Annotated in this window: 16 protein-coding genes, 1 tRNA gene, 2 rRNA genes and 1 other annotated feature; of the genes, 14 read left to right on the top strand and 5 right to left on the bottom strand. The window is 31.7% G+C overall.

Annotated elements, in window-relative coordinates:
• From rrf (ACJDUG_RS17855) to ACJDUG_RS17115, 4 genes are all read left to right on the top strand, one after another.
• Positions 1-87, top strand: a 5S ribosomal RNA gene (gene rrf / locus ACJDUG_RS17855); the annotation flags it as partial.
• Between the two features lie 35 nt (positions 88-122).
• Positions 123-198, top strand: a tRNA-Lys gene (locus ACJDUG_RS17105).
• A 140-nt stretch (positions 199-338) separates the two neighbouring features.
• Positions 339-1346 carry an N-acetylmuramoyl-L-alanine amidase family protein gene (locus ACJDUG_RS17110; RefSeq protein ID WP_406771082.1) on the top strand — a complete coding sequence of 336 codons (1008 nt, stop codon included), beginning with the start codon at positions 339-341 and terminating at the stop codon, positions 1344-1346.
• Between the two features lie 140 nt (positions 1347-1486).
• Complete coding sequence (locus ACJDUG_RS17115; RefSeq protein WP_406771083.1) at positions 1487-1654, top strand: hypothetical protein; 168 nt, start codon at positions 1487-1489, stop codon at positions 1652-1654.
• Between the two features lie 40 nt (positions 1655-1694).
• On the opposite strand, the gene ACJDUG_RS17120 is transcribed toward ACJDUG_RS17115, so the two are convergent.
• Positions 1695-2195 (bottom strand): tryptophan transporter, encoded by a 501-nt coding sequence (locus ACJDUG_RS17120; RefSeq protein ID WP_406771084.1) that lies wholly within the window; start codon positions 2193-2195, stop codon positions 1695-1697.
• Positions 2196-2335: 140 nt separating this feature from the next.
• Positions 2336-2581, bottom strand: a binding site (T-box leader).
• Positions 2582-2856: 275 nt separating this feature from the next.
• Between ACJDUG_RS17120 and ACJDUG_RS17125 the strand changes: the two genes are divergently transcribed.
• From ACJDUG_RS17125 to ACJDUG_RS17145, 5 genes are all read left to right on the top strand, one after another.
• Positions 2857-3897, top strand: coding sequence for a M42 family metallopeptidase (locus ACJDUG_RS17125; RefSeq protein ID WP_406771085.1), 1041 nt, complete (start codon positions 2857-2859; stop codon positions 3895-3897).
• Positions 3888-4889: a M42 family metallopeptidase gene (locus ACJDUG_RS17130; protein WP_406771086.1), complete on the top strand. Its 1002-nt coding sequence runs from the start codon at positions 3888-3890 to the stop codon at positions 4887-4889. The genes ACJDUG_RS17125 and ACJDUG_RS17130 overlap by 10 nt, the downstream gene beginning before the upstream one ends.
• A 121-nt stretch (positions 4890-5010) precedes the next feature.
• The gene (locus tag ACJDUG_RS17135) at positions 5011-5964 is read left to right on the top strand and encodes a zinc-binding metallopeptidase family protein (protein ID WP_406771087.1); all 954 of its coding nucleotides are present in this window, start codon (positions 5011-5013) and stop codon (positions 5962-5964) included.
• A gap of 18 nt (positions 5965-5982) precedes the next feature.
• A complete protein-coding gene (locus tag ACJDUG_RS17140) occupies positions 5983-6438 on the top strand; it encodes a VanZ family protein (RefSeq protein WP_406771088.1) in 456 nt (151 codons plus the stop codon).
• 103 nt (positions 6439-6541) lie between these two features.
• Positions 6542-7408 (top strand): DegV family protein, encoded by an 867-nt coding sequence (locus ACJDUG_RS17145; RefSeq protein WP_406771089.1) that lies wholly within the window; start codon positions 6542-6544, stop codon positions 7406-7408.
• Positions 7409-7463: 55 nt separating this feature from the next.
• Here the strand turns inward: ACJDUG_RS17145 and cls are convergent, their stop codons facing one another.
• The gene (cls, locus tag ACJDUG_RS17150) at positions 7464-8921 is read right to left on the bottom strand and encodes a cardiolipin synthase (protein WP_406771090.1); all 1458 of its coding nucleotides are present in this window, start codon (positions 8919-8921) and stop codon (positions 7464-7466) included.
• A 362-nt stretch (positions 8922-9283) separates the two neighbouring features.
• Between cls and ACJDUG_RS17155 the strand changes: the two genes are divergently transcribed.
• Positions 9284-9997 carry a Crp/Fnr family transcriptional regulator gene (locus tag ACJDUG_RS17155; RefSeq protein ID WP_406771091.1) on the top strand — a complete coding sequence of 238 codons (714 nt, stop codon included), beginning with the start codon at positions 9284-9286 and terminating at the stop codon, positions 9995-9997.
• A 92-nt stretch (positions 9998-10089) separates the two neighbouring features.
• Here ACJDUG_RS17155 and ACJDUG_RS17160 read toward each other — a convergent pair whose 3' ends face one another.
• Entirely contained in the window at positions 10090-11319 is a 1230-nt protein-coding gene (locus tag ACJDUG_RS17160) for an FprA family A-type flavoprotein (protein ID WP_406771092.1), read from the bottom strand.
• Between the two features lie 171 nt (positions 11320-11490).
• On the opposite strand from ACJDUG_RS17160, the gene ric reads away from it, so the two are divergent.
• Together ric and ACJDUG_RS17170 are read left to right on the top strand one after the other, a co-directional pair.
• Positions 11491-12210 carry an iron-sulfur cluster repair di-iron protein gene (gene ric, locus ACJDUG_RS17165; RefSeq protein ID WP_406771093.1) on the top strand — a complete coding sequence of 240 codons (720 nt, stop codon included), beginning with the start codon at positions 11491-11493 and terminating at the stop codon, positions 12208-12210.
• 144 nt (positions 12211-12354) lie between these two features.
• Complete coding sequence (locus ACJDUG_RS17170; protein WP_406771094.1) at positions 12355-13500, top strand: pyridoxal-phosphate-dependent aminotransferase family protein; 1146 nt, start codon at positions 12355-12357, stop codon at positions 13498-13500.
• Positions 13501-13561: 61 nt separating this feature from the next.
• Here ACJDUG_RS17170 and ACJDUG_RS17175 read toward each other — a convergent pair whose 3' ends face one another.
• Together ACJDUG_RS17175 and ACJDUG_RS17180 are read right to left on the bottom strand one after the other, a co-directional pair.
• The gene (locus ACJDUG_RS17175; RefSeq protein WP_406771095.1) at positions 13562-14041 is read right to left on the bottom strand and encodes a DsrE/DsrF/DrsH-like family protein; all 480 of its coding nucleotides are present in this window, start codon (positions 14039-14041) and stop codon (positions 13562-13564) included.
• Between the two features lie 134 nt (positions 14042-14175).
• Positions 14176-15510 (bottom strand): aminotransferase class V-fold PLP-dependent enzyme, encoded by a 1335-nt coding sequence (locus ACJDUG_RS17180; RefSeq protein WP_406771096.1) that lies wholly within the window; start codon positions 15508-15510, stop codon positions 14176-14178.
• Between the two features lie 213 nt (positions 15511-15723).
• On the opposite strand from ACJDUG_RS17180, the gene ACJDUG_RS17185 reads away from it, so the two are divergent.
• Together ACJDUG_RS17185 and rrf (ACJDUG_RS17190) are read left to right on the top strand one after the other, a co-directional pair.
• Positions 15724-21093 carry a diguanylate cyclase gene (locus tag ACJDUG_RS17185; protein WP_406771097.1) on the top strand — a complete coding sequence of 1790 codons (5370 nt, stop codon included), beginning with the start codon at positions 15724-15726 and terminating at the stop codon, positions 21091-21093.
• 276 nt (positions 21094-21369) lie between these two features.
• Positions 21370-21486: ribosomal RNA gene (gene rrf, locus ACJDUG_RS17190) — 5S ribosomal RNA — on the top strand.
• Positions 21487-21532 lie beyond the last annotated feature (46 nt).

A 21532-nucleotide genomic window follows, 5' to 3' on the forward strand; every position in this document is an offset into this window, starting at 1 on the left:
GTTCCCATACCGAACACGATGGTTAAGCTTCTCAGCGCCGATGGTACTGCTTGGGTGACTAAGTGGCAGAGTAGGACATTGCTAGATCTTTATGTACATATTTTATGTCATAAAAATGTTAAGGTTCACTAGCTCAGTCGGTAGAGCACATGACTTTTAATCATGGTGTCCGGGGTTCGATTCCCCGGTGAGCCACCAAGACACTCTATAATTAGAGTGTCTTTTAATTTTTTGATTTTAGCCTCAATGGATTGGTTTTCATATCTCAGCTTATATGTTAAGATAAAATATATGATAGTGAAAAGAAAAAATTATGGGAATAAATAATGGGAGGCTTTATGGAAAAGTTAATATACATATGCCTATGCATATTAATATCTATTAATTTCACAGCTTGTAATGTAAAACAATTAGCTGTAGCTAGTGGAGGCAGCACGGCTAATAATAGTAGTGTGATTAAAGGTAATGATGATAATAAAAAGAATGGTGAAACAAATAAAACATCATCAGATGATATGGATAGCCTACTTAAAGGCAATTCAGCGGAAAATAAAAAACAAGCAGATAGCAGCATTTCAACATCTCAAAATAGTAATTATAATAATAGTAATATTAAAACAACATCACAAAGCAGTAATGCAAATACAGGTTCTAAAAACTCCACAGTACAGAATAATAACATCAGCACCAGTACCATGCAAAAGCAAGGCAGCCAGAATAAAAATAAGATTATTGTAATAGATCCTGGTCATGCAAATAGATCAAATCTAGAAAAGGAACCTCTAGCACCAGGTTCTACCACTATGAAGATAAAGGATGGTGGTGGGGCACAAGGAGTAGCTACAGGGACACCAGAATATAGAGTTAATATGAATGTTTCTTTAAAACTAAAGGCTTTACTTCAAAATTACGGCTATACAGTAGTCATGACTAAAACGCAGGATTCTCAAAGCTTAGGAAACGTTGAAAGGGCCAATATTGGGAATAATGCAAAAGCAGATTTAGTTATAAGAATACACGCAGACTCAAGCACTAGTACTTCAGCAAAAGGAGCTTCTATGCTAGTACCTTCACCTATTAATGATAATACAAAAGCCATTTATGCTGCTAGCAAAAGCTATGGTAAAACGGTATTAAATACCTTGGTACAAGAAGTTGGAATGCAAAATAGAGGTGTAACTGAGCACAGCGATATGACGGGTTTTAATTGGTCTAAGGTTCCTGTGATTTTAGTTGAGATGGGTTTCCTTTCAAACCCTAATGAGGACAAATTATTAAGCAGCGATACCTATGAAAATAAGATTGCTAAAGCATTAGCAGATGGCATAAAAGCTGTCTTAAAGTAGTAATTGTATGTTTTAAAATGAAAAATTGTTTAGCAATATTAGTTTATTTTTTAAATTTTAGCATATCCTAATTTTATTAACAATGGAATTATAGGCTTATTACTTATTAACCTATGATTATTTTGAAATGGGGTATACTTATGGATAAAAAAACAAGTTCTCAAGATAAAAAGAAAATGGATTTTACTAGGCTCACAAATCTTTTGTATGAAGCTTCCTCCTCTCTTGTACCTGGTACTGGCAAGCTGTACAGCACAATGTATACAAATGATGTGGAGGAAAAAGGGAGCGAAGATAATAAAGAATAGAATATAGGGGACTTTGTGTTATCAAAGTTCCCTATAAATTTTAATAGGGTATTCTTTTCACTGCAGTATTGGCAGCATTATATAAAACTATGGACGCAGCTATGTTAAATGCAGTTGCCGGTATAACAACTCCCAGAATAAGAGCTAGAAATGGACCAGGAAGACCCACTAATATATAAGCGGATCCTAAAAATACAATTCCACTAATTAAGGTTCCTACAAAGGAAACAATAGATATTTTAAGCTGACTATTAAATTTTAATACTCTAAAAAGAAGAAATACAAAATTACTTGTAATAATTTTATCTATTATATTTGGTAATTGTCCAGCGGGAAAGCTAGTTGTGGCGGCGGTAAGTATTCCGGCAGCTAGTCCAATCACTAATGATAATTTATAATCATCACATAAGAAGATAGCAATAAACATCATACTAAGTAGAAAGTCAGGCTTCATGCCAAATAGTATAGGTGGAACTAATTGGTGCAGTACAAGTCCAATGGATAAAAGCAGGGAACTCAATATAATTTTTCTTAAATTCATGTTTCACATCTCCAATAAATAATTTTTTTTGAAAATTAATTCTAATAATTAAACAATTAAAGTGCTTTCACCAAATCATTGTATACACCACCTTTCATACTAGGATAATTTTAGGCAAATAAAAAAACTCCTCCCTAAAAGCTTAGGGCGAAGTTATCCGCGGTGCCACCTAAATTATGCAAAAGTATGCATATCTCATTTTCAGACACTAACATGTCCTATCCCTTTTAACGGTGGGCATCCGTTAAGGACTACTCTTCTAGATTCATAGAATTTCGGCTTACTCCTGTAAGGTCCATTCACTATTGGCATCGTACTGAGATCACACCATACTCAGCTCTCTGAAACTAGGCCATATAGCTACTCTTCCTTATCAATGGATTTGTATTTGCTTAATTTATTATATTTTACTATGGTAAAGTGATAATGTCAATGGAGTTTATTTGATGATTTGTATAAAATGTAAATTTAATTATTATAACGAAATTCAATGCAATCCTTTAAGAGGAATAGAGATTTGTGTGTAGAATATAAATATATAATAATATAAACAGAACAATTTTTTTGCCAACATTAACATAGAAGTAACAGAACAACAGGGATAGACTTCTTGTTATAAAGTCTTTATCTATTTCAGTGAAAAAAATTAAGGAGTATGAATATGGAAAATAAAGAATTTCTAAAAAGACTATGTGCTACTGCTGCTCCAAGCGGTAGGGAGTATCTACTTTATTCAATATTTAAGGATGCCTTTGAGGAATTTGGAGAAGTCAGCATTGGAAAACTTAATAATATGTATGCATTAAAAAAAGGTAATGGTAGTGGAAGCATAATGTTAATGGCTCATGCTGATGAAGTTTTTTTAATGATTACTGAAATAGGTGATAATGGTTTCTTAAGCTTTAAGGGCTTTGGAATTGATGTTAAAACTCTTGTATCACAGGAAGTAATAGTGCACGGGAGGGAAGATATACTAGGTATAATAGGAATAAAACCTCCTCACTTAATGAGTGATAAGGAAAAAAACAAGGCTGTAAGTCTTGATGAGTTAAGAATTGACACGGGTATTTCAAGTGAAAGGCTTAAGACTATAGTTAAGGTAGGAGACTATGTTACCCTAAAAAGAAACTTTTATGAGCTTTTAAATAATAATGTTACATGTAAGGCAATTGATGATAGAGCTGGAATAACTACTCTCTATGCTTGTGCAAAGGAACTTGAAAATATAAATCATGATTTAGATGTATATTTTACTGTGTCCGCTCAGGAGGAGGTCGGACACAGGGGGGCTAAGGTAGGAAGCTTTGATGTTAAACCTACTATGGCAATTGCTGTGGATGTAACCTTTGACAGCGGTCCTTTAGGAGATGATGAGAAAGAAAATAAATTAGGCGAAGGCCCTGTAATTTGCGTAGGTCCTAATGTGCATCCTAAATTAAGAAAAAAAATAATGGATTTAGCAGTGGAATTTAATATTCATTATCAGATAGAGGTAGAGCCAGGAAATACTGGTACTGATGCTTGGGACATACAGATAGCAGGTGAAGGAATTCCTACACTTCTTATTTCGATTCCTGTTAAATATATGCACACTTCAGTAGAGATAGTGAATATGGAGGATATTAAAAATACCGGATTACTAATTTCTAAGCTGATAGAAAAGCTGAAATCAGAGGAAGTGGAGGAGTTATTATGCTTTTAGAGAAGCTTTGTAATGCCACTGGACCTTCAGGTTATGAAGGAAATGTAAGAAATATAATTAAAGAGCAGCTTAAGGGTTATGTAGATGAGATTAAAGTTGATAACATGGGTAATATTATTGCACATAAAAAGGGAAAGGGAAAAAAGGTAATTGTTGATGCCCATATGGATGAAGTAGGCTTTATTATTATTGGCTATAATGAAGACGGTACCTTAAAATTTTATTCATTAGGAGGAGTTTCTGCAAATATAATACCTGCCAAGGTAGTTCTAGTAGGAGAAAGCAGAATCCCAGGTGTTATAGGTATTAAACCTATTCATCTGCAAAGTGTAGAGGAGAGAAAAAAGAATATAGCCTATAGTGACTGCTGCATAGATATTGGTGCTAAGAATAAAGAGGAAGCTAAATGGCAAGTTCAATTAGGTGAATTTGCAGTATTTGAAACTGAGTTTAGTGAATTTGGTGAAGGGCTTTATAAAGGTAAAGCCTTTGATGATAGAATGGGTTGTGCAGTTTTAATTGAGGCTTTAAAGGAGAATTATGACTGTGATTTATATGGTGTATTTAATGTTCAAGAGGAGGTCGGAGAAAGGGGAGCCTTTGTTTCTGCTTTTCAGGTTAAGGCTGACATAGGAATAGTGCTAGAAGGCACAATTTGTGCTGACATGCCAAGTGTACCAAAGCACTTAAGTGCCACTGAGGTTGGAAAGGGACCTGCCATTTCAATTATGGATAGAACAAGCATCTTTAATGCGGATATTGCTGCAGACATTATGGAGCTTGGTGATAAAAATAATATTCCCTATCAAAGGCGAAGAGCTATAGCTGGTGGAAACGATGCTTTTGCCATTCATGCTTCTGGAGAAGGAGCTAAAGTTGCAACTATTTCTGTGCCCTGTAGATATATTCATGCCTCAGTTTCAGTTGCAAGTAAATCTGACTTTGAAAATACTAAAAAACTACTAGTAGAATATTTAAAAACAATTAATTAAAGATACAAAATAAGCTAAAAGTTTTCACTGGGAGAAATATGGTGAAAATTTGTCATAGTACAACTAAAGTAAGTAAGCTTATGAACTTAGTTATCTAAAAAAATGCCAAGGGGAGATATGTATGGACAATATGTTAGAAAGGCTTATTACAAGCTTTGGAGTAAGCGGTCACGAAGATAAAGTTAGAGAAGTTATTTTAGATGAGCTTAAGGATTGTAATTGTGACGTTAGAGAGGATAAACTAGGAAACCTTATAGTTAAAATTGGAGAAGGACAGGAGAAAATCATGTTCTGCTCTCATATGGATCAGATTGGCCTTATAGCAACTTATGTGGAAGACAATGGCTTCATACGGGTAGGAAGCTTAGGTGATTTCAACTGCTTGGATATAGTACATAATTTAATTAAATTTGAAAATGGTACAGTAGGTAAGATAGTAGCTGCAAAGGATAACCCAGAAATAGGAGATTTATTTGTAGATATAGGAAAGTCAACAAGAGAAGAAGCTGTTAAATTAGTTAAGGAGGGAGAAGTAGCTGGTTTTATAGGTCATACTGTTGAGATAGATGATAAGCTCTTAAGTTCTGGTTTAGATAATAGAGTAGGCTGCTATATTCTCCTTAGATTAATTAAAGAAATAAAGAAAGTAAACAGGGAAGCTTATTTTGTCTTTTCTTCTCAAGCAGAGCTTGGAGGAAGAGGGGCTAGGGCAGCCTCCTTTGCAATTGAACCGGACTATTGTATAGTTGTGGATTTAGAGGCAGCAGGAGATTATATAGGTGGAAAAGGAAATATAAAGCTTGGAAAAGGTCCAATTGTAACAGTGATTGATAAAGGACTTATTATGCATCATGAAGTAAAGGAGATTATAGAAAAGACAGCAAGTGAAAAGAATATAGAGCTTCAATATGCATTATCTGATAGGCTTTCAGATGGAGGCACTATTCATAAAGAAAAAACTGGTGTAAAAACTGGGGTTATTTCAGTTCCCTGTAGGTACAATCATACTATTTCAGAAATGGTTAACCTTGAGGATATAGAAAAAACTATTGAACTTTTAAAGGGGTTAATTTAAACTTGAATATGAATCATTATGTTTAGAAAGGCTTATTTTATGACAAGAAAAAAGTTTAAGTGGTTATTAGTAATTGCATGGATGATACTTATTTTTTGGTTTTCCAGTATGCCAGCCACAATTTCAGATGAAAAAAGTCATTTTGTAATCTATGTTTTTAATCTCTTATGTTTAAACTTAAATAGCGTATTTGGTGATTTAGCAAATTTCATAGTTAGAAAATGTGCTCATTTTTCCGAATATTTTATTTTATTTATGTTGCTTTATAATGCATATAAGGAATATTTACCAAAAAAAAGGGCCTTAATTCTTTCACTGCTAAGTGTATTTTTATATGCCTCTACAGATGAGTTCCATCAGTTATTTGTACCAGGAAGAGAAGGAAGAATAAGAGATGTCCTTATAGACACTTCTGGCGGAGCATTAGCTATGATTATTTGTTATTTTATTAGGTCAAAAAAAACTTTGCGTTAGATATTTTCTAACGCATTTTTACCTTTACAAATCTTGATACAATTTTTTACATGTGCTACTATATATACAATACATCTGATTTTAAAATATGAGGAGAGAAAAAATGGAGACAGTTATTATTATAGATTCTTGTTGCGATCTTCCAAAGGAATATATTGATAAAAATAATGTTCCTGTGCTTAGTATGGCAGTTAACTTTAGAGGTCAGGAATATAAGGACGATTTTGGAGTAAGCTTACCATATAAGGATTTTTATGATGAGGTTAGAAAAGGTGAAATGCCTTCAACAGCACAAATAAATGTATATGATTATTCTGAGGAATTTAAGAAACATGTAAGCCTTGGAAAATCTGTAATATGCATTGTGTTCTCATCAGCTTTAAGCGGATCCTATAACAGTGCTTGCATAGCAATGGATATGATATTAGAGGAATATAAGGACGCTGATATTACCGTAATTGACAGTAAATGTGCTTCTCTAGGGGAAGGTCTTTTAGACTATTATGCAATAGAAATGTTGAAAAATGGTTCCTCAAAAGATGAAATTATAACTTTTATTGAAAATAATAAATTAAAGATAAATCATTGGTTTACGGTTGATGACTTAAATCACTTAAAAAGAGGGGGAAGAGTATCAGCTACTGCTGCTGCTATAGGAACCCTATTAAATATAAAGCCAATCCTTCATGTAGATGATGAGGGAAGATTAATTCCGGTAACTAAGGAAAAAGGAAGAAAAAAATCTATAAAAGCCTTGGCAGAAGAATTAGATAAAAATATAGTAAATCCAGAAGAACAGATTATATTTATAAGTCATGGTGACTGCATAGAGGATGTGGAATTACTTAAAAAATTAATACTTGAAAGACATAAGGTAAAGGATATAATAGTTAACTCTATTGGACCAGTTATAGGATCTCATTCTGGTCCAGGGACAGTTGCATTATTCTTTATGGGCGAAAAACGATAATAAAAGATAATAGCAGATATATGGCTTAGTATATAAGTCATATGGCTGCTATTTTTTATAATAAAGAAGAAAATAATCTTGCTGCTGCTTCTAGAATTTTTCCAAATCTTGAGGAGTTTTCAAAATCACATAAGGAACACTCTTTGCTGCATTTTAAGTCCTCAAAAAACTGTTCATCAAGCTCCTTAGTTTTAAGACTGTCATATATTACTGCATTTATTTCATAATTAAGTTCAAAGCTTCTGATATCCATATTTGCGGTGCCAACAGTAGATATTTTTTCATCAATGGTCATTACCTTTGAATGAATAAAGGAATTTGCATCATAAAAATATACCTTTGCACCACACTTTATTAATTCTAGGAGATATGTTTTAGATGCCAAGTAAACTATAAAATGATCATATCTTCCGGGAAATAAAATTCTAACATCAATTCCACCTAAAATAGCAATCTTAAGGGCATCCATAATACCTTCAGTAGGTATGAAATAAGGAGTTGTTATATAAATATTTCTCTTAGCTAAAGTTATCATTTTAATGATTCCCTGCATAATTGATGGAAATTCAGAGTCTGGTCCGCTTTTAACTAACTGCATTATCTGTTTTTTAGCTTTAATAGGTTCAGGAAAATAGTTTTTTGCTTCTTTTTCATTAATAAAGTAGTCCCCTTCAATGCGTTTTATAGTATAATAATCATCTAGGAATACTGCCTGAAGGCCTAATACAAAATCTCCCTTTACCATAATGTGTGTATCCCGCCAATAGCCCAGTTTACCCTTGCCTAGATATTCATCGCCAATATTAATTCCTCCAATAAAACCAGCTTTACCATCGATAACTGCAATTTTTCTATGATTTCTATAATTTATCTGAGTATTAATTAAATGGAGCAAAGGTGCAAGAACATAGGAATATTGTATAATATCAACACCTGCAGTTTTAAGCTCTTTAATGTCCCTTTTTTTCATTTTAATGGAGCCAACTCTATCTGTAATGAATTTGACACTTACTCCTTCTTTTGACTTTTGTATTAGAAGATTCTTTAATTCTGTGCCAATTCCATCGCTTTTTACAATGTAGTATTCTAAATGAATATGATGTCTTGCTTTTTTAATTTCCTCTATTAAACTATTAAATTTTTCATCACCATTTCTAAAAATGGTAATATCATTATCTACAAATAGGGGAGAATCACTATTGTTAGCTAAAAGCTCTACAAGAGATATGTAATCAGGATGTTCTATTTTATTTAATACACGGTGCAATAAATCTCTCACATGAGGTGAGAAGTCTTCTGTAAGCTTATGCTTCTTCCAATTTCGCCCTAAAAATATATAAAAGATAAGTCCAAAGGGGGGTAAGAGCACAAAAACCAAAAGCCAGGCAATGGTTTTTTCAGGTCTTTTACGCTCAAGGGTTATTATGACTATTGATACAACTGCATTTAATAGGAATAGCCATATAGGCAGGCTTATAATTTTAAGAATCAAATTAATACCTCCTTTTATCATTTACTTAATATTATTAACAAGTTTTTTAGATAAAATATATTTGAATTTAAGTTATTAAAGAATACAGGTATAAAATTTCATAACTTTTTTATAGTAAAATTAAATTAATTATACTTTAGCACTTGAAATAAGTAAATTTATATATGAAAATATATATAAAATATTATCATAAATATTTTATAATTAGAACCAAGAATTTATGAAGGTAAAAGTCCTAAATGGACTTTTACGGGTAGTTTGCGAGCGGGAGTGAGTACTTTAAACTACCCAGTTGGCTAAGCCAAAGTCCTAAGTGAACTTTTTAGAGCAAATTAATCGGTGTTAATTAAAGAATATAGAGTAATAGAAAGGAAATAGATTATATGAAAGAGTGTAACAATCACGTTTGTGAAGCTTGCACAGGTAGATATTGTGCAAAGAAAGCACCAATTTTTTCAGTTTTAGATAGTGATCAGCTTGTTGAAGTTACCAGTTCTATATTAAGAAGAAAGTACAAGAAGGGACAGATAATCTTCTTTGAAGGTGACGTTTCTGATAAATTTTATATAATTAATGGCGGCAAAATTAAAATCTTTAAATACACTAAAGAGGGCAAAGAACAAATCTTATATATCCTCTCAGAAGGAGATTTTATTGGCTATTTAAGCTTATTAAAAAAGGGGAGATTTGATTATAATGCAGAGGCTTTAGAAGACGTAAATGTATGCATGCTCACTAAGGATGATTTTGATAAAATAGTTAAAAGAACTCCAGAAATCAGCCTTAGAATATTAGAAAGCCTCCATGATAGGCTTGTTTCTTTAGAGAATCTAGTCCAAACCTTAAGTACAAAAGATATAGAAACAAGAATTGCAGCAATATTAAAGAATTTTGTTAAGGATTTCGGTAAAGAAGAGACTAAAGGAATTGTTATTGAAATGCCCCTTAGCCGTGAGGAGATGGCAAATTATATAGGAGTAACAAGAGAAACTATGAGTCGAAAGCTTACTTCCATGGAAGACGATGGAATAATAGAACTTGTAGGAAATAAGAAGATTATTATTAAGGATTTGCAGCTATTAGAAGAACTTTCTTAAGCAAAATTAAGGGGACTTTTCAGAAGCAGTTATAGACTACTACTGAAAAGCCCCTTAATATTTTTAAAGCTTTTTTTGAATATCTTAAATATTTACTTTAACAGAACCTCTCCAACTGAAATTCCAGTTTCAATACACTTTTCTTTCATGCTATCCTCTGGAGTAAAGTTAATTCTAAGGGGAAGCTTAATGTGGTCGTCTCCAGTAACCTTTATCATAAAGGATGTGTCTAATAAGGTAATATTGCTGTTTTTCAAGTAATCATTAATAATTTCTATTGCCTCACCACTCCAGCCGTAGGAGCCAAAAGCGGCACCAAATTTTCCTGAAAGGTCTAATTTAACTATCTCTTTAAGCACCTCCTCTATGCTCCCAATCATATCACCATAACGTGTGGAGCTTCCTATTAATATAGCAGAGGCATCATTTACCATATCTAGTATAGTATCAAGCTCTGCATTTTTAATATTTACAATATTTGTTTCAATGCCCATACTAGTTAAGCCTTGAGAAATATTCTGTGCAATTTTTGAGGTATTTCCAGTCATTGAACTAAATAGTATAAGGGCCTTTTTATTAGAATTTGAAGGAATATAGCTCATTTCATCATAAATATCAATATACTTTTGAACATCCTTTCTAATAACATATCCATGAGATGGGCAGATCATATCTATTTTAAGTTTTTTAATTTTGCCAAGCATATCTCTTACATAAGGTCTATGTGGACTCATTATTAATTTGTAGTAAGTTTTATAGTCTTCAAGGATATCTTCCTTGGCTAAATCATTAAATAATTCATAATTAGCTATATGAGTACTAAATATGTCGCAAGGGTATAATATTTTATCTTCTATATCGTAGGTTATCATAGTTTCCTCAGTATGAAGGAATGGAGTTTCAAAGAAGTGAAGGGTCTTTCCTCCTATATCTAAAGTCTCTCCATCTTTAATAACGTGGAAATTCTTATTTTGAAGTTTAAACATTCCTATTAAAAACTTTTTACCTAATTCGGTGGTAACAATTGTAGCATTTTTGGCTTTATTCATTAGTGCACCGAGTGCTCCAGCATGATCTGGTTCCACATGGTTAATAACGACATATTGAAGCTTTTCTAAATTAATAATACTTTCTAAGTGCTTTACAAATTCCATTCCAAAGGCTATGTCCACTGTATCAATTAAAGTAGGTTTTTCTGTGTTTAGTAGGTAGGAGTTATAAGTTGTGCCTTTTGTAAGCATTAATCTGTGAAATGGGACATCTCTATCATCAACCTTACCAACACAATATACATTCTTTGCAACTTCAATTTTATTTAACATTTATAATCTCTCCTTTTTCCTAATAAATTTAATCTATGGTTAAATTATAGAATAGAACACATAAGCAAACTATGATTACAGTCAATTTACAAATTGATTTAAATCACATATTAAGATATTTACCTTGGATATAATAAAGGCATAAAGATTAAACTTTAAGGAGTGATTTAAATGAGTACATTTCATAGTTCACAAAAAATAGGGGAAATAGTAACAAAGTTTCCGAAGTCTGCAGACATTTTAAAGGAATATAAAGTAGATTACTGCTGTGGGGGAGACAGAACACTACTTACAGCAATAAAAGAACAAAATATAAATGAATCAGAAATTCTAGGAAAGATTAATAGCTTATACGAAGATTTTAAAAATAAGGAAACAGGAGAAAAAAACTGGGAGGAAGCACCTTTTGGTGAACTTGCAGAGCATATACTAAATGTACATCATGCTTATTTATGGGCAGAGCTGCCGAGAATAAGTGAATTAACATCAAAAATATTAAGAGTTCACGGGGAGCACCATCCAGAGCTTTCTAAAGTCCATAAACTTTTTCATAGTCTTAAGATGGAACTTGAGGAGCATTTAATTAAAGAAGAAACAATTCAATATCCTGCCATAAGAGAATATGAGAGTTCCAATACTAAGGAAGCCTTAGAAAAAGCAGTTAATATAACAAAGGAACTAGAAGATGAGCATACAGGTGCAGGAGACATACTAAAGGAATTAAGAAATATAACAAATGACTATGCAGTGCCTGAGGATGGCTGTAACAGCTATAAATTAACCTATACAAAGCTCCAAGAATTAGAGGCGGATACCTTCCAGCATATACATTTAGAGAATAATATCTTATTCCCAAGACTTGCAGCAGAAGCAGTTAAGCTAAATAAATAACAATTAATGAAGAATGAACCTTTTTTAAAGGCTAAAGGTTCATTCTTTTTTTTATTACAAATTTGTGTATCCATACATTACATTTTCATAGTAGTAAATTATATAATTAGGTAAACAATACTATGAATTTTGGAGAGTGATAGTGTGAAGATTCCGTACATAATGACTCCAGGCCCTACTCAAGTTAGTGAAAATGTAAGGCTTGCAAGGGCTCTTGAAACTACTAATCCTGATTTGGATATTAAGTTTTATGACTTTTATAAGGAGACCTGTGAAAAAATAGGTGAATTTCTAAACACAAAAAATGAAGTTAGGATCTTAAGTGGTGAAGGTATACTTGGCCTTGAAGCTGCCTGTGCTTCTTTAACAGAAAAGGGAGACAGAGTTTTAGTTATAGATAATGGCATTTTTGGAGAGGGCTTTGCTGATTTCATTAGGATTTATGGTGGAGAGGCTATCTTCTTTAAAGGTGATAGACAAAGAAAAATTGATATAAATAAGCTCAAGGAATTATTAGATAAGGATAGCAATTTTAAATATGCAACTGTAGTCCACTGCGATACTCCTTCAGGGGTTTTAAATGAAGTGGATAAAATATGTCCATTACTTAAAGAAAAGGGAATATTAACTGTGGTAGATAGCGTGGCAGGAATGGGTGGAGTGGAACTTCGAGTAGATGATTGGAAGATTGATATAGCACTAGGGGGCTCTCAAAAGGCAATTTCTGCCCCCCCTGGACTTACTTTATTAAGTATAAGCGATGATGCCTTTAAGGTTATGCAAAATAGAAAGGAACCTATAGCATCCTTTTATTGCAATCTTTTAATTTGGAAGGATTATTATAAAAATAAGTGGTTCCCTTATACTCAGCCAATTAGTGATATTATTGGCTTAAGAGCTGCTATCGATAATATTTTTGATGAAGGAAAGAAAAATATGTTAAAAAGGCATGAGAAAATAGCTTCCGCTGTGAGAGAAGCTGTTTCATCAGCTGGCCTAAAGCTATATATTAAAGATGGCTATTCCAATACAGTTTCAGTAATTGAAGTACCAGATACAATAGAGGATAAGGTACTTAGAGACTATATGTTAAATAGCTATGGGGTATTTATAGCAGGATCCTTTGCTTACCTTGCTGGCAAGGTAATTAGAATAGGACATATGGGAGAAAATGCAAGGATTGATAAAGTAAGCTACACTTTATTTGCACTTCAAAGCTCATTAGAGTACTTAAATTTTAAATTAAAGGAAGATATGGTGAAAATATTTTTAAGATATATGAATAATTGACAGATGTTTTTAACTCTTTATTTAGAGAGCCACGAGAAATGCCCTTGTGGCTCACATGTTCTTAAATAAATAACTGCATATTCGAATCTAAGGCATCTTTTACATATTCTTTTGCCTCAATTATTTGTACTTCTGGAAGTAGTTCTTCAGGTTTAAAACCCATAACCTCAACTGAAAGTTTGCAAGCGTAAAATTTTACGCCTTTTTTTCTTGCTCCATTTAGAAAAGCTGTTAAATCTGGTGCTTCATCTTCCTTCATCATGGCTTTCAGCATTTCTTTTCCAAAACCACTGAAATTCATTTTGGATAGAGGCAAATATTCTGGACCCTTTGGAGTCATAAAGTTAAACATTTTCTCATAAAAACTTTTATCTTCCATTATAGGTGCTTCAGGGTTTCTTATTAGTAGTAAACCCCAGAAGGCAAAAAAAATAGATACTTCCACTTCAATTTCTCTTGCTGCATTTGCAATTATCAAAGCAGCTAAAGCTTTATCATAATCTCCGCTAAACATAACTAAATTAACTTTTTTGTTTTCCAATTTTTTCACCTCTAACTTTTGTAATTCATAAGATTAGTTTTAACTATTGAAATTCATTTATTCATAAAAGTGAGATTCGAAGCTTTATTTTCGAATCTCTATTTAAACCCCTTCTTTATTGAAAGGGCAGTTCATTAAGTTTTATTAGAATATTTTTTAATAAAGTAATTTTTATTTTTTATTATTTCTGTAAGAGTATTAATAAAATAGTCTATTTCGTTAGTGCCGTTATATAGGCCAAAACTTATTCGTACCATTCCAGGACGAGGAATGTCAGAAGAAATTGAAAGCTTTTCTATATCTTCCTTTGTAAGCTTTAATAGCTTTTGAATATAAGGGTGGGCACAGAAACACCCTGTTCTAACTCCAATACCTGCTTCTGACCCTAATATTTCTGCAACAACGCTGTGGTGCATGCCCTTTATATTAAAAGAGATAATGCTGACTCTTTCATTCGAATCGTCAATGCTGCCATACAGTTCAATTTCATTAATATTTTTTAACCTAGATAAAGCATAATCAGTTAAATTTCTTTCATATACTGCTAGGTTATTCATACCTATTCCTTCTAAAGTTTTCATTGCGCTAGTTAATGCAATAATGCCCATTAAATTTTGGGTGCCTGCTTCTTCTTTCTCTGGAGGATCTGCCCAAGCCACATTCTCATGAGTGACTAAATCTACTGTTCCACCGCCTTTATAATCTGGCTCTCCGAAAGCAAAAATATCTTTAGGACCTATTAAGACTCCAATACCAAAGGGAGCATACATTTTATGCGCAGAAAAAACTAAAAAGTCTATATGCTCTGAGGAGTCTACTGGTTTCATATTCACAACTGCATGAGGAACAAGCTGTGCTCCATCTACTAAAATTTTTGAATTATATTTATGAGCCATTTTAGCAATTTCATATATAGGATTAAGAAGGCCAGTAACATTAGAGGCACCAGTAACCGTAACAAGTTTTACCAAACCATTATATTTCTTAAGTTTGTTTTCTAAATCATTTATAGAAAGTCTTCCATCCTTCTCTATCATAATATAATCCACTTTATATTTATCTCTCCATGGTAAGTCGTTAGAATGATGTTCCATATCAGTTGATAATATAATTGAGCTCTTATCTTTATTATAAAGCCTGTTAGCTAGTTTATTTATACCTTCGGTGGTATTTTTTACATAAATTGCAATATCATTATCTATATTTGCCTGTACAAAATTTAAAATAATATTTCTGGAATCCTCATATAACTTTGAAGAAATTTGAGATTTATACCCAGCCCCTCTGTTTACAGAGGAATACCATGGTGAAAAATTATTTAAAGCTTGAAGCACTGAAATAAGGGGAGGTGTTGTAGCAGCATTGTCAAAATTTATATATGGTACCCTTGTACCGTTAGCTAATGGTACAAGTGTATTTACCCCAACAATTAATCTTCTATAGGGAGATTCTCTAATAAAGTAATTCACAATATCACCTACATCAATTGTATTTTGTATTAGTATATGAACCTTACTATTTGTTGTGATTTGAATTTTAGCACATACCCTTACTCATTTAATTTAGCTAAAAACCATTACTTATTAGAGTTAAAATTTTATTGAATAGACATTTAAAGTAAGAATACAAAATGCTATAATAAAGATATATTGTCAAAAATTGAGTAATGGGGTGTGAGGACTGTGGATTTAATTAATAAAAGATACAGAGTACTAAAGAGTATAAAACAAAACCGTTTTGTGTCCTCATACCTTGTACTAGATGAGAAAATAGGGTCAGAAGAAGCACAATTAAATATTATTAACTCTGAATATCTTCCTGAAAATTTACTTAATTATTTTATAAATGAATATCAGACTTTTGCCATTATAAATAGTGAAAATCATATAAAATTTTATGATTTTGATATAATCAAATTTTTAGATAATAAAATTTTAGAAAAACGTCAATATTTTTATACAAATGAAATTGTGGAAGATGATAGGAGTTTTATTGAAGCAATAGGTAAATTAAATGAGGGAGAGCAGCTTGACTTAATTGTGAATTTATGTAAGGGAATAAATTATCTTCACTTAAGAGGTTTTGTTTATGGTGATATAAATATTAACAATATTATTGTAACAAAATCTAATTATAAGTTTAAGGATATAATTACTAAGGAGTTGCACAAAATAAATTTTTGGGATACAAAAGATAACCAACTTATCTTTAAGTCTCCAGAAGTATTGGAGGGAAAGGCTCCTAGTGAGCTCTCGGATATTTATTCCTTAGGTGTGCTGCTTGCTTTTATTTGCAGACGAGGTACAATTAATAACCTAATTGAGATAAATGATGAAATAGGGAAATGTAATGCAAATGATAAAAGTTTACTATGCAAATTAGCACCAGTTATAGAGAAGATGACTGAAATAAATGCGGCAAATAGATATACAAATATTTTAGAGATTATAAATGATATAAATTTTATTTTCAATAAGGATTATAAGGCTCTTGTAAAAGAAGAAATTGAAAAGATTAATTTAAACAATAAATTAATTGGAAGGGATTATGAGGTTAATAATATTCTAAAACTATATAATTCAATGACTAAATTAGAGCTTTCAGATAAACTTGTTGTAGTACATGGTGAATATGGTATCGGAAAAACTAAACTTCTTAATGAAGTTGAAAGACTAATGAGGTTAAATAGTATAAATGTATACTCTAGTTATTCACTGGAAAGTTCAGAGAATCAAGAAAATAATGGTTTTTTTGAAATTATTAAAAAGCTAACAGGTGAGTGTGATCCAGAAATACTTGAAAGATATGAAGGGGAACTTGTAAAGTTTATACCTGAGCTTGCAAAGGATAAAGAAGTTATACATTATGAAGCTTTAGATGCTGAGAGAGAAAAGTATAGAGTTATAAGTAGTATATGTGATTTTATTCATGATATTACAAAGGGTAAACCAATGGTGTTTATTATAGACAATATTCATAGAGTAAATAATATTTCTATTGAGATATTGAAGTATCTTTCCCTTAGGCGTAGGAATTTAATGCTTATTGTTTCTTATTGTGATGGTGAATATTCTAATAATAGCAGATTGTCTGACTTTTTAGCTGAACTTGTGGGAAAACCAAATATAATTGATATTCAGCTTCATGGACTAAGTAATGAGGATTCCATTACCATGATTCAGGATATGCTTAGAATGCAAAAAAAAGCAAAGAATTTCGCCACGAGAATATTTTTAAATACCTATGGAAATCCCATGTTCATAGTAGAAACATTAAAGAATCTCCTTGCAAATAAATATATTTATTTAAATGAGGAAACTGCAAGATGGGAAAGTGACTCTAATGATTATACAAAGCTTCCGATGCCCACTAATCTTGAACAGGCTATTTTGACCCAAATTAAGGATATTGAGCATATAAGTTTTGAGATTCTTAAATCTTTGTCTATCTTCAATTCAGGAATATCTGAGAAAGTTATTTACAACACAATAGGTGCTGATAAAAAAGGTATAGAAGAAAGACTAATAAAATTAGAGGCTAAGGGTATAGTATGTAGAAAAATAGAAGATAGTGGTTTTGTGTATGATTTTACTAATAGAATTTTAAAAAATATAATAAACGGAAGATTGGATGAGAAGTATAGAATATCAATGCATGAGGCTGCAGCTACGCTTTTAGAAAAAAAGTATGAAGAAGGAATTAGAAATAGAGAGGAGCTTATATACCATTTAGAAAAATCGGGACAGAAAGAAAAAACTATAAAATATTGCTTAGAAAATGCAGATAAAATGGAAGTTTTCAAAAATAGAAGTGAGGTAATTAGAAACTTAAAAAAAGTTCTATCTATGCTAATAGATGAACAAGATGAAATAAGAAAAGTTGAAATTTTGCTAAGAATAGGAAACTGCTATGAGATGGATGGCTGCAAATCAGAGGCTATAGAATATTTTGAAGAAGCTGAAAGATTAGCTTCAAATGAAAAAGCCTACAAATATCAGATAGATGCCTTTAATAAATTGGCAGAGGTATATTACTTAAAAAACCAGTTAAATAAAACTGAATGCTATATTGGTAGGGCTGAGAATATTTTATTAAAAAGCAGTAATGTAGATAAGTACCTAGAAGGCTACCTACAGTGTATGGAATTAAAAGTTAGAGTAATGTACTCAAGACAAGAGTATAATAAAGCAGCCGAATTATGTATAAGCAGTATAAGCTTATGTGGTGATAATTATTATAAGCTTAAGGGATTGTTTTCTAAGAATTTAGGTAATGTTTATCTTGCTACCTCTAAGATTAAAGAGGCTGTAGATTGTTATAAAAGAGGCTCTGATTACTTTGAAAATGCAAATTATTCAGAAGGTGTCGTCAATTGTATGAATAATTTAGCAGTAGCCTATGGCGATTATTATCAAGACAATGAAATGGCCATTAACTATTTTACCGAGATGAAAGACATTAGCGAAAGAAACCATATAATTATTTATGAAATTATTGCCCTAACAAATCTAGCTTCATCATACTGCTATGAGTTTGAGTATGAAGCAGCTCTTCAATATTTTCTTGAGTCTCTTAAGAAGTCAAAGAAGGTTGACTATGAAAGCAATATATTTTACTGCTATATTTATTTAAGTTTCGTCTATTTGAAACTTGAAGATTATTTGGAAGCTTATAAATATTATAAATTAGCCGAAAAGGAACTAGAAGATCATCCTGAGCAGGGTAAAGAAATAGGAACCTATTATCAAAAAAATGCTGAACTTTTTTTTGCACTTGGAGATAAGGATAAAGCTTGGGGGTTTTTGGAAAAGGCTCATGATTTATTTAAGGGAGAGGATTCACTTGCTAAATGGGATTGCGAAGTATTAACTGAATACTTAATCCTCAACGATCTTACTTCATCTGATGAAATTAGAGAAAGTATTAATAGGATAAAGGCTCTAATAAAAAATTATAAAGCTGAAAATACTAGAAAAAGCGCTTTATACGATTTAGCTATTATGCTTTATGATAAAGGTCTTTACAGCGAAGCAAAAGAAATGTTTCTATATGAAGCTGAATACAGTTCTAATACATTACCAGACCTTCTTCAGCTAAAAAAGGATTATTTAAAGGCTATATTAATTGAAAACTGCCAAAAGGAACTTTTGGAAGCAGTAATAAGCAGATGCAGTGGTGATAAAAATAAAAAAATATATTGGAATGTATGCTGCCTACTAGGTGATTATTATTTGGCAGACAAAAATTATTTTCAGGCAATAAATTTATATTATGAAGCAGCTGACCTAATTATGAAGCTAACTATGCAATTATCTGCAAGTAAGAGAGTTGAATTTGTATATTACAACAGGATGGCTAAGCCATTTAAAAAAATAAAGCAATTTATGAAACATAGAGAATATTATGGATTGTCTGAAGTTGAAGAAGAAAAGTTTAACCTAGCTAGTATTAATGAACTTAATGAAATGTTTAACTTGGAGAATATTAATAATATACTTTACAATAAACATTTTATAAGATCAGCTCATAAATTTTATAATTCAGAGCTTCCAGCAGCTATTAAAAATACAAATGACTTAATCAAAAATTTAAGCAGTAATCCAATAAGAAACCTAGATATTATAGCAAAATATCTTGCAGGTGTGACGCTTGCAACTAGGAGTGTAATTATTGTAGACGGCTATGAAAAAAGCTACTATGCTATTTCTTCTAACGATGGAACAGATACAATTCCATGTAATAAGCTTATTTTTGGCAAGGTAAAAGCTGCAAGGGAGCCTATGATAATAAAACAAACTTCCTTGGATTATAGCTGCTCTGAAATAAATATTATGCTTCAGGGATTGAAGGCCGTTATGTGTATACCTATAATTATGAGGTCTGAGGATAATCTATCATTTAATGATTTAATAAAGGGATATATTTATTTGGAATCAGATAGGGTATTAAACAATTTTAATAAACAAAGTTTAATAAAATGTTCTGCTTTTAGCAGATTAGCTGGTATTAATATAGAAAGATATCAACTTCAAATAGTATCTTCTACTGATAAACTCACGGGGACATTGACAAGAAAATCCTTAGAAGATGCCTTAAGCGAGGCCATTGATAAGTCAGAGGCTTCTGGAGGTATTTTTTCAGTATTAATGATGGACTTGGATCACTTTAAAGACATTAATGACAGGTACGGACATCAAACTGGGGATGAGGTTCTTAAAAAGGTTTGCTCCATTATTAAAACAAATCTTAATAAAGAGGCTGTATTTGGAAGATATGGAGGAGAAGAATTTATTATTTTATTACCTGGGACTGATTCGAAAAGTGCTTTTTTACTTGCAGAAGATTTAAGAATAAAAGTTAATAATGCAAAGATTTTAGGTGAAAAGGCTGCCATTACAGTCAGTATGGGTATCTCAACATTTCCACATAATGCTGAATGGAAAGAGGAACTCATTGAGAAAGCTGATCAAGCATTATATATCTCAAAAGAAACAGGAAGAAATAGATGTAAGGTATGGTCAAGCAAATTTGGGAATAAGGCAAAAGTGAGGAATAAGCTCTCTGGAATAATCTCGGGAAACATGGTTCAGGATTCAAGAAATGTTCTTGTTATGGTTGACATAATTGAATTAATTAAACAAAACTCTAGTATTGAAGACAAAATTTATAATATTCTAGGGAGAGTAATTGAAATAACTGAATCAGAATATGGGTGTTTTTTTACAATTGAAGAAGGTAGAATAAAGAAAGTGTATTCAAGAAAGAATTTCAATGAAGGTTGGACAGACAATAACAATTATAACGAGGAAATAGTTAGCTCCATTTTAGCAAAAAAGCAAGGAGTTTATATGACTGATTGGGATGAATCAAATAATAGAGTATTACAAGATGAAGTGCCTAGCTGGAATTCTATTGTGGCTGTACCACTAATTAAAAATGAAGAAATAAAAGGTGTCTTATATCTAAGTGTATCAATAAATAAAAAGGAATTTAAATTCGATGAATTTAATTATGTAAATACCTTAGGAGAATTAGCTGCAGCAATATTATAACATAGATATGTGTTTATTTAACAATTACAGCAGGCATATATTATATCCTATATTTTATTTTGATTTAAATATTTTTTATTAGGTCATAAGAAATTATTTTGTTAATTGAGATTATTTCTTATGATCTGCCTTTTATTAAAGAATACTGAATTATTTATAACTAATGTATTTTAAAATTTCTATTCTGTCTTAATTAAACAAATAAATTACTGTGACCTATTGACAACGATAAAAAAGGATGTTAAACTTTTTTAGTAAGATTAATGAAATATTAAATCTAGTGATGATGGCGAGAAGGTTACACCCGTTCCCATACCGAACACGATGGTTAAGCTTCTCAGCGCCGATGGTACTGCTTGGGCGACTAAGTGGCAGAGTAGGACGTTGCTAGGTTATATATGGATCTTTAGCTCAGTTGGTTAGAGCAACCGGCTCATAA

The organism is Candidatus Clostridium stratigraminis, from assembly GCF_045310675.1.
Taxonomy (GTDB): Bacteria; Bacillota; Clostridia; order Clostridiales; family Clostridiaceae; genus Clostridium_AT; species Clostridium_AT stratigraminis.